Source organism: Desulfosarcina cetonica JCM 12296, assembly GCF_001311845.1.
GTDB classification, from domain to species: domain Bacteria; phylum Desulfobacterota; class Desulfobacteria; order Desulfobacterales; family Desulfosarcinaceae; genus Desulfosarcina; species Desulfosarcina cetonica.
Window position 1 is genome coordinate 20,422 of the sequence record NZ_BBCC01000069.1, and the last position, 9,172, is coordinate 29,593.

7 protein-coding genes and 3 tRNA genes are annotated in these 9,172 nt (G+C 54.5%); 2 read left to right on the forward strand and 8 right to left on the reverse strand.

Features of this window, described 5'->3' with window-relative positions; all coding sequences use genetic code 11:
- Nucleotides 1-27 precede the first annotated feature (27 nt).
- The 4 genes from gspF to JCM12296_RS16380 all read right to left on the reverse strand — a co-directional run bounded on the left by gspF (nucleotide 28) and on the right by JCM12296_RS16380 (nucleotide 5,130).
- Complete coding sequence (gene gspF / locus JCM12296_RS36515; RefSeq protein WP_172683932.1) at nucleotides 28-2,751, reverse strand: type II secretion system inner membrane protein GspF; 2,724 nt, start codon at nucleotides 2,749-2,751, stop codon at nucleotides 28-30.
- The gene (gene fmt, locus JCM12296_RS16370; RefSeq protein WP_246804420.1) at nucleotides 2,642-3,616 is read right to left on the reverse strand and encodes a methionyl-tRNA formyltransferase; all 975 of its coding nucleotides are present in this window, start codon (nucleotides 3,614-3,616) and stop codon (nucleotides 2,642-2,644) included. The genes gspF and fmt overlap by 110 nt, the downstream gene beginning before the upstream one ends.
- Entirely contained in the window at nucleotides 3,613-4,122 is a 510-nt protein-coding gene (def, locus tag JCM12296_RS16375; RefSeq protein WP_054695289.1) for a peptide deformylase, read from the reverse strand. Before def ends, fmt begins: the two co-directional genes overlap by 4 nt.
- A 63-nt stretch (nucleotides 4,123-4,185) precedes the next feature.
- Nucleotides 4,186-5,130, reverse strand: coding sequence for a bifunctional riboflavin kinase/FAD synthetase (locus JCM12296_RS16380; protein ID WP_054695270.1), 945 nt, complete (start codon nucleotides 5,128-5,130; stop codon nucleotides 4,186-4,188).
- A gap of 106 nt (nucleotides 5,131-5,236) precedes the next feature.
- Here JCM12296_RS16380 and JCM12296_RS16385 point away from each other — a divergent pair.
- Nucleotides 5,237-5,323 (forward strand) — tRNA-Leu (locus tag JCM12296_RS16385).
- 344 nt (nucleotides 5,324-5,667) lie between these two features.
- On the opposite strand, the gene JCM12296_RS16390 is transcribed toward JCM12296_RS16385, so the two are convergent.
- The 3 genes from JCM12296_RS16390 to tadA all read right to left on the reverse strand — a co-directional run bounded on the left by JCM12296_RS16390 (nucleotide 5,668) and on the right by tadA (nucleotide 7,636).
- Nucleotides 5,668-5,744: transfer RNA gene (locus tag JCM12296_RS16390), tRNA-Pro, on the reverse strand.
- A 75-nt stretch (nucleotides 5,745-5,819) separates the two neighbouring features.
- The gene (locus tag JCM12296_RS16395; protein ID WP_054695272.1) at nucleotides 5,820-7,106 is read right to left on the reverse strand and encodes an adenylosuccinate synthase; all 1,287 of its coding nucleotides are present in this window, start codon (nucleotides 7,104-7,106) and stop codon (nucleotides 5,820-5,822) included.
- A gap of 65 nt (nucleotides 7,107-7,171) precedes the next feature.
- Entirely contained in the window at nucleotides 7,172-7,636 is a 465-nt protein-coding gene (gene tadA / locus JCM12296_RS16400; protein WP_054695275.1) for a tRNA adenosine(34) deaminase TadA, read from the reverse strand.
- Nucleotides 7,637-7,737: 101 nt separating this feature from the next.
- Between tadA and JCM12296_RS16405 the strand changes: the two genes are divergently transcribed.
- Nucleotides 7,738-7,814, forward strand: a tRNA-Arg gene (locus JCM12296_RS16405).
- 819 nt (nucleotides 7,815-8,633) lie between these two features.
- Here JCM12296_RS16405 and JCM12296_RS16415 read toward each other — a convergent pair.
- Nucleotides 8,634-9,098, reverse strand: coding sequence for a hypothetical protein (locus JCM12296_RS16415; RefSeq protein ID WP_157067673.1), 465 nt, complete (start codon nucleotides 9,096-9,098; stop codon nucleotides 8,634-8,636).
- Between the last annotated feature and the right edge of the window lie 74 nt (nucleotides 9,099-9,172).

Here is a 9,172-nt window from a genome sequence, read left to right on the forward strand (position 1 = left end):
TAGCACATGACCAATTGGTAACATTTTTCATCCCACCAGCTGGTTCATTTCAAAAATCGGCAGGCAAATGGAAAGCACGATGAACAATACCACCACGGCCATTAAAAGGATCATCACCGGTTCCAGCATGGCCATCATGCTCATGATCGAGCTTTGGACTTCGTTTTCGTAAACGTCGGCCACCTTATAAAGCATGGACTCCAGTTCCCCGCTTTGTTCACCGACCTGAACCATTTGGACGGCCAGGTCCGGGAAGACCGCGTCTGCCGCCAGGGATACGCCTAGTCCTTGCCCCTTTTCCACCTCGGTGGCGGCATTTTCGATAAGGCCGGAGATGACCACATTGCCGGTGATATTGCGCACGATTTCAAGCGCCGGCAGCATGGTGATCCCGTTTTCGAGCAGTGACGCCAGGGTGCGGGCAAAACGGGCAACGGCAATCCGTTTTAAAAGTGAACCGACGATGGGCGTGCGCAGAAGCAAGCGATCGGTCGTCATCAGGCCGCGTTCACTTTTTCGAAAGAGCCGTAAAGCGATCAACCCGGCAGCAATCAGGAGTGCCAGCAACCACCAATAGGATTTGAAAAGGTCGCTGGCGCCAATCAGGAAACGGGTAGGGGCGGGCAGGGCCTGGTTCATATCCTCGAAAATCGTGGTGATGTTGGGAACCACATAGGTCATCAGAAAAAAAAGGACTATCGTGCCGATGGCGGTCATGAGAATCGGATAGGCCAGGGCCGTTTGAATGCGCGATTTCAGCTCCTGTTGTTTTTCCATGATATCGGCCAGGCGCTGAAGAACGATTTCCAAGGTCCCTGACGTCTCGCCGGCGCGTACCATATTGATATAGATCTGAGAGAAAACAGATGGGAAGATGGCCAGGGCCGAGGCGAAACTGTTGCCCTCGACGATGGAGTCCTTTACGCGGGCGACGATTTTGGTAAAACCATGGGTCTTGGTTTGCGAGACCAACGTGGTGAGGGCCGACACCAAAGGAAATCCGGCGGCGGTGAGGGTTGCCAGCTGGCGGGTCCAGAGGCTGACCTGAGCCGGTTTGACGCGGCTGAAAAGCCCCTGGAGTGAGGTCATGCGGCCCTCTTTGGTGCCAGCGGCGTCCGTCACCTCCTTCACGCGAACCGGAAAACTTCCCATGTGGCGAATTTTTTGCCGGGCCGCCTGGGCGCCGTCGGCGTCGACGATGCCGGTGACTGTTTTGCCTTTGGCGTCGAGCGCCTGGTATTCGAATACGGGCATGGCGATGTTCCTGTCAGCGCGTGCGTGTGAGCCGTGCTGCGAAAAAGCCGTCCATTTGATGGCGATGGGGGTAGTTCGCAGGAACCCCCCGTCATCCAGAAATGGCTGCAGTTCGGTTGCCGCTGTTTGCCTATCTATAGCAAAATTCGTATGGCTTTTCAAAAAACGTTGGATCACGCCTTCATTTTCTTCGGGCTCCATGCTGCAGACCGAGTAGACCAGAGTGCCGCCGGTTTTGAGCAGCGGGGCCAGGTGATCGAGGAACCGTACCTGGCGGTCTGCCAACCGGGGAATATCTTTCTCCCGGGTTGCCCATTTGGCGTCTGGGTTGCGCCGCAGCACGCCCAGGCCGGAACATGGCGCATCGACCAGGACGCGGTCGAACCGGGTTTCAAGGCCGGAGACGGGCTGGTTCAAGTTCGCCCGACGGGTCTCGATGATCGATACGCCCAGGCGTTTGGCCTCCTGCATAAGACGGGTCAGTTTGCCGGGTACATGATCCAGGGCCACGATTCGGCCCCGGTTTTCCATCAGTTGGGCAAGATGGCCGGTCTTGCCACCCAAACCGGCACAGGCGTCCAGAACGGTTTCTCCGGGTTGGGGTGCCAGCATCAGCGATACCAGCTGGGCCGCCGCATCCTGAACGGCAAAATAGCCGGCGACAAAGGCCGGCATCTTGGAAAGGGGCACGCGCGGACCGATTAAGTTAAATGCACCGGGTAGGGCATTGATGGGCGTTACCGATTCCGCTGCTTCCGTCAGGGCGGTGAACAGGTCGGGGGGGGCGATGATCAGCCGGTTGCAGCGCACACTGATGGGTGGGATCTGGTTGATGGCCTCGCCCAGCCGCCGGGCCTCGTCGAATCCCAGACGCGTGATCCAGCGTTCCATCATCCAAAAGGGCGTCGACGTGGCCAAGCTTAAATGATTTGGTGATGCATCCGTCGGGTGGGGAAGCTGAAACCGTTCCGGTTCGCGCAGGGCCGTACGCAACAGCGCGTTGATAAACCCGGTGGCTTTGGCGGCGCCATGGGCGCGCGCCAGCTCGACCGCCGTATTGACCGCTGCCGATGGGGGGATGCGGTCCATGAAGTGCGTTTGGAAAAAGGCCAGCCGCAGAATGTTTCTTACCGTGGGGGCAATTTTGCCGATCGGCCGATCCGCATAAGCCATGATCACGCTGTCCAGTCGCAGCCGCCAGCGCAACACCCCGTAAACCAGCTGATTGAACAGGGCCCGGTCGCGGCTGTCAAGCTTGGCCAGCTGCCTTTCTTGACCTTCCAACAAATCGTCCAGGGTAACCCGGGAAAGTTCCAATTGATCGAGAATGAAAAGTGCCGCACCACGGGCATCGACGGGCGGCCGTCGTTTCGGTGCGCTTCGGCGGTCAAGGAAAGGACGGCGGTTTGTGGTCATGGAGATCAGCCAGACAGGTCCCGTCAGGCAGGCGGCAGCCACACAAAAAATCGTCAATGGGCAGGCGCTTTCCCGATTCACCCTGAATCTCCTTGATGGCCAGTGCGCCTTTCCCGGTGGCTACCCGCAATTCTCCGGGGAAACACTCCAAGATGGTGCCCGGTGGCACGCTCACCTCCCGGTCCAGCACACTGGCCCGAAAAATTTTGAGGCGCATGCCATCACTGAAGGTAAACACACCCGGCCAAGGCGTCATGCCCCGGATCAGTCGATCGATCTTTTCGGCCGGCAATTGCCAGTCCACCTCGCCATCCTGCTTCTTGAGCATTGGCGCATAGGTGGCCTTGTTGGGGTCCTGCGGTGTGCGCCGAAGCGTTCCGGCCTGCATCTGTTGCAGGGTCCGGAGGAGCGTATCGGCCCCCATCCGGCTCAGTCGGTCATGCAGCTCCGCCGCCGTTTCGGTGGGACCGATGGGGGTTTTGTCCATTAGCAGAATATCACCGGTGTCCATGCCTTTGTCCATCATCATCGTGGTGATGCCGGTCTCCTTGTCGCCATGGATGATGGCCCATTGAATGGGCGCCGCCCCTCGATGGCGCGGCAGCAGCGAGGCATGGATGTTGATGGATCCCCGTTTAGGGATATCGATTAGGGATTGGGGGAGAATTTGGCCGAATGCGGCAACGACATACAGATCCGGGGAAAGCTTGGCCATGTGTTGGTGAAATTCATCCGTGCGGACCGTTTCCGGTTGCAGCACCGCATCGCCCAACCGCATGGCGGCCTGTTTCACCGGTGGCGGCGTAAGCTTGCGTCCCCGGCCCTTGGGACGATCCGGTTGGGTCACCACGGCAAGAATTTGGTACCCGTGGTCGTGTAGGGAAATCAAAGGGGGAACGGCAAAATCGGGTGTTCCCATGTAAACAATTTTCAATGGACGATTCACCGTTGCTTCAACTCCTTCATGACCCGGCGTTTGTACATCTGCCGTTTCAACGCACTGATGCGGTCAATAAACAAGGTGCCGTCCAGATGGTCCATTTCATGCTGGATGACGACGGCCCGCATGCCAATCGCCTCAAACCGCAGGGGATTGCCGTCACGATCCACCGCTTCCACCAAAATCTGCTCGGCACGCTTGACATCGGCACGAAAATCGGGAACGCTCAGGCACCCCTCATTTTCGGAAATGATTTCACCCGCCTGCTCGATAATCCGCGGATTAACCAGCACATGCAGGTCGTGGCCATCCTCCTGGTTGGCGATATCATAGACCAGAAAACTTCTTCCAATTCCCACCTGGGGTGCCGCCAGGCCGATGCCTGGGGCGGCATACATGGTGGAGGCCATCTTTTCGATTACCTCTTGAAATGCGCCGTCGATATTTTCAATCGGGACGGTCTTCTGCTTCAGAAACTTGTCAGGATAGGTTAATATATCTAACACAGTCACGGTCTTCAACCTCTATGCGGGTTCAGGAAAAAACGGGTTCAAGAATTTGTGGGAAGGGCTGTTTCACTCGAAATAAGGGTCTAAAATTTTCCGGGCGTCGGTGATGTCCTGATGGATCTGCTTGACCAGTTCATCAATGCCTGAGAATTTGACCTCGTCCCTGAGCCGTTGAACAAAATTGACCATGATCCGCTGGTCATAAATATCCCGGTCAAAGCCTATGATATGGACCTCTACCGTGAATACGTGGTCATCGAAGGTGGGGCTGAAGCCGATGTTGGCCACAGCGGGGTAGCGGTTGCCTTCATGTTGGACGATGACGGCATAGACGCCCAGTTTGGGGCAAAGCTCATCCTGCAGGACGATATTGGCCGTGGGAATCCCCAGAAGTCTGCCGCCACGGTCGCGGCCATGGGCCACAGTTCCGCGGATCTGATAATTGCGTCCCAGCATGCGCGCGGCCTTGACCATCTCGCCATCCATGACCAATTGGCGGATACTCGTGCTGCTGATGCGTTCGGTATTGCCATTGGTGGACTGGATCCAGTCGGCCACGACAACGACAAACCCCATTTCCTCACCGAATTGTTTGAGAAGATGGACGTCCCCCTCGCGGTTGTTGCCGAAGGTATAATCGTTGCCGACGACAATGATTTTCATGCCGATGCGGCGGATGAGGATTTCCTCGACAAAGGTTCGCGCTGACAGGGCGGCGAATTCCATGGTAAAGGGGATGCAGATCAAGACATCGATGCCGGCTTTCTCAATTAATTCGACCTTTTGTTCATATAAAGTGATGAGGGGTGGATGCCCGTTTTTGGCGATGACCCGGATGGGGTGGGGCTCGAAGGTCATGGCCACGGACGTTCCGTTAAGAGCGTCGGCTCTTTCGATCACTTCGTGGAACAGGGCTTGGTGGCCGATATGCACGCCATCAAAATTACCTATTGTAATTACTGCGGATTTAAATTGTTCGGGGATTGAGTTGAGGTCTTGGATAATTTTCATGTTCTTTCAATTTTTCTTTAAAAATGAGCTTGACACAAAAAGCAAAAAACTATAGTTAGTGCATCTTCAGTTTGAAATCAACCCTTTTGAAATCGAACTGAAACGTGCCGAAGTGGCGGAATTGGTAGACGCGCTAGGTTCAGGGTCTAGTTGGGGTTCCCCAGTGGGAGTTCGAGTCTCCCCTTCGGCACCAAACCGAAATTAACCCTCTGGTAAAACAGGGGGTTTTTCTTTTTGGTCTCCTTCAAATCCTCCTAAAAGGTCGGGTGGTACACTCCAATGGTACACCAGCGTGGTACCCTGGAGCAAGGGGCAGCTATCTGTGATAGCGACACCGGAGGCCACCAAATGCCCATCCGTTCACCTTCGTATCTTCTTAGTACTCCAAGACGCGGTTGCTATTATTTCAGGGTTGAAAAGGATTCGGAGGATTACCGTGGACTTTCAAGGCAACTCCTTATGGTAGTGCCCATTTCGATTGACCCGCAAAAAAGAGTAAAGGGCTACAGCTGCCGCTGTAACCCTTTATTTTTCATTTGGTCGGGACAGCAGGATTTGAACCTGCGACCCCAGCGTCCCGAACGCTGTGCTCTACCAGACTGAGCCATGTCCCGAGTGGTGGTCCTTTTAAGCTACGGCTTCTAAAATGTCAATAGGTTGAGTGCCGTTTCAAGTCTCTTTTTTTATCATCAGAATGGATTCTCCAGGACGATGGTTTCATCCCTTCCCGGTCCCACCGAAATAATCTTGATCGGTACACCGGTGAGGGCCTCGATGCGGGTTAGGTATTGCCGCGCCAATTCGGGAAGATCCTCGTAGTGTCGGATGCCACGGATATCTTGACGCCAGCCGGGGAGTGTCTCGTAAATCGGCTCGCAGGCTGCCAGATGGTTGAGATTGGCCGGCACCGCTTCGACGCGGGTGCCGTTAAGCGCATAGGCCGTACAGATTTTTAATTCATCCAGTTCGCCGAGTACGTCCAGTTTGGTGATGGCTAGGCCGGTGAGTCCGTTGAGTCGCACGGCATTGTTCAAAATGACTGTGTCCAGCCAGCCGCAGCGTCGTCGTCGGCCCGTGGTTGCACCGAATTCGGCACCGGTTTTTTGGATCAGATCACCCGTGGCATCGAACAACTCAGACGGGAACGGGCCTGCGCCCACACGCGTGGTATAGGCTTTGACGATGCCGATGACGCCGCTGACATCCTTCGGGCCAACCCCACTACCGCAGCAGGCATTGCCCGAAACGGTATTGGACGAGGTGACAAACGGGTAGGTCCCATGATCGATATCCAAGTGGGTTCCCTGGGCACCTTCGAAAAGGATCTTCGCACCGCTGTTGCTTGCTTTTTGCAAGGCCACGGAAACGTTTGTCACATATGGCCTCAGCCGATCGGCAAAAGCCGTGTAGGATTTCTGGACGACGTCGAGTTCCACCGTTTCGACATCGAGAAACTTCTCCAGATAAAAATTCTTTTCGGGAACGATGGATTCGAGTCGTTCCCGAAACGATTCCGGATCGATGAGATCGACAAAACGGACACCCCTTCGAGTGGCTTTGTCTTCGTAGCAGGGCCCGATGCCCCGGCCGGTGGTGCCGATCTTTTTATCGCCGATCATTTTTTCACGCCCCTGATCGATCAACTTATGGTAGGGCATGATCACTTGGGCGCGATCGCTGATCAAGAGTATTTCCGGGCCAACGGGGATCCCTTTGGAACTTAGATAATCGATCTCCTCGATCAACACCTCGGGGTCGACGACAACACCGTTGCCGATAATGCAAGTTTTCTTCTGGAGAATGCCGGATGGGATCAAATGGCTGATGAACTGTTCACCGTCGACCACCATGGTGTGGCCGGCGTTATTGCCGCCTTGGAAACGAACGACGACATCCGCATTGGCGGCCAGCAGATCGACAATTTTTCCCTTTCCTTCATCGCCCCATTGCGTCCCGACAATAACAATGTTTGCCACTTAACGCTCCTTCATGAATGAATTATACCGAAAGCGAGATCAACCACCACCGTCGCCGACAGATTTCAGTTGGCCTTGCGGCGATTGCGAAAAAAAGTTTGCATAATGGACCGACACCGGTCGGCGCAAATTCCATTGACAATATCAACCTGGTGATTGAATCGGGGGTCTCGGCCAAGGTGGTAGAGGCTTTCGGCAGCTCCCCATTTGGGATCGGGCGTGCCGTAAACCACCCGTTTTATCCGGGCGTGAATGATCGCCCCCATACACATGGCACAAGGTTCAACAGTAACATAGAGTGTTGTGCTTAACAAACGATAATTTTGCATCTGCCGGGCGGCACGCCGCAGCACGTTCATCTCCGCATGGGCTGACGGATCGCAGTCGCTGATCGTCCGGTTGTGGTCCTGAGCGACCACCTGGCCGGCGGCATCCACAAGAATAGCACCCACCGGAACCTCCCCCATGCGTTCGGCGGCAAGGGCTTGCGCGATGGCCAACGCCATGTATGCTTCGTGTGATGATTTCATTGGTCCGCAATTAACGACTTTTCAGGACCGATTCAACAAAATATTTTATTAGCCCATTGACATGCATCGCGCTTTGGCTTAAAAGGCTTTCCAACTTTTTCGCGCCCGTAGCTCAGCTGGATAGAGTGCCGGACTACGAATCCGTAGGTCGCAGGTTCGAATCCTGCCGGGCGCGCCAGCAAACACAAGGGGTTACAGCAAACCAGCTGTAGCCCCTTTGTAATTTGACAAGACCGTGTAAGCTCTGGTGTAAGCACTTTTGATCAACGCCACAAAAAAAACGGCCACCCGTAAGGATGACCGCTTTTCGTTGCTGGAAAACGTTTTTATTATGCCGCCGCCCGCTCAAGCTCCGCAACGACATCGACGCCTTTTTTGCAAGGCTGGCCGTCAAGGCAAAGATCCTGGCAATCTCATCATAGGATAGGAGCTTTCGCATCGCCTCAACGCTTTCAACGAACGAATCAGAAAAAAAGCCGTCATCATTCAAAAGTTGCCACGTTTCTTTTGTCAGATTCATCGGTTACCCTTTCGATTAGTTAATGTTGTCAAGACCGTATCTGTAAAGGGCTTCAATGTCAACAACTATTTGAATTTGTTTAAAAAACTCCCAAATGGGAGTTTTGGGAATTTTGGGAATCGATTAATCCGCCGATATCGAATTCATGAGTGCACCCACGACAATCGAAGCCAAGATTGGGACCGGCCGCTGCGTCCAGACATGCCTCGTAGTGGCGGCAAAAATAATTTCGGCGATATCCATCTGGGCGGCCCTGAAAAAGCTTGTTTTCGTACCACGCCACCAGGGCGCGAAGGCCAGTCGGCGCCGGCACAAGCGTGAATGATGGCGTTTCCGGCTTCGGCTGTTTGTATCGACGGGCGCCAGGGTGCTGCCGGCGGTACCAGGCGCGCTTGTATTCGAGCCAGCATTCCCGGCACCGGCCGGACTTGTAGACCGGTTCGTCCCTATTACAGTGTCGGCAGGGTTTTAGGTCGGTCATGATTGCCGTCCAAGCTCCGCCAGCGCCTCATCAACCATTTTTTTTGATTCTGCAAAAAACCGTCGCCCTTCTTCCGGCTCGTTTGAAAGTGCCGCCAGTTTGGAAGGCAACCCGGTCAATTTTGTCTTGGCATTCATGATCATGCCGGACCAAGCCCTTTCGACGGATTCAGCCGGCAAAAGCTCTTTTCGTCTGGCTGCATTGTCCAGGGCAATCTTGTCCGCACGCTCCTTGGCTTCACGTGCTCGTTCGGCATTAAGATCGAGAGCATTCGAATCGCCGGAAGATACGCCGGCCTGTCTAAAATCAGCCTCATAGATCACATATAGCGCCTTTGCTCGATCCCACATTTTTTCCCTGCCAACATCCTCGCTTCCCAGGGTTGAGGCATTGAGACGCTTCCTGACAGTCTTGATGTCTTTCTCTGTTATTTTAGCAAGTTCGGTCATGTTTACTTTCACAATTGAGCCTCATTCAACTATTTTTTAATGTTCCATTATGGGATGGTCAAAAAAATCCTGTGACTAACTTTTTG

Bases quoted from the DNA above. Each gene is read 5' to 3' on its own strand.
- tadA (WP_054695275.1), bottom strand. From the start codon at position 7,636: ATGAAATCATCACACGAAGCATACATGGCGTTGGCCATCGCGCAAGCC.
- JCM12296_RS16380 (WP_054695270.1), bottom strand. From the start codon at position 5,130: ATGAAAATTATCCAAGACCTCAACTCAATCCCCGAACAATTTAAATCC.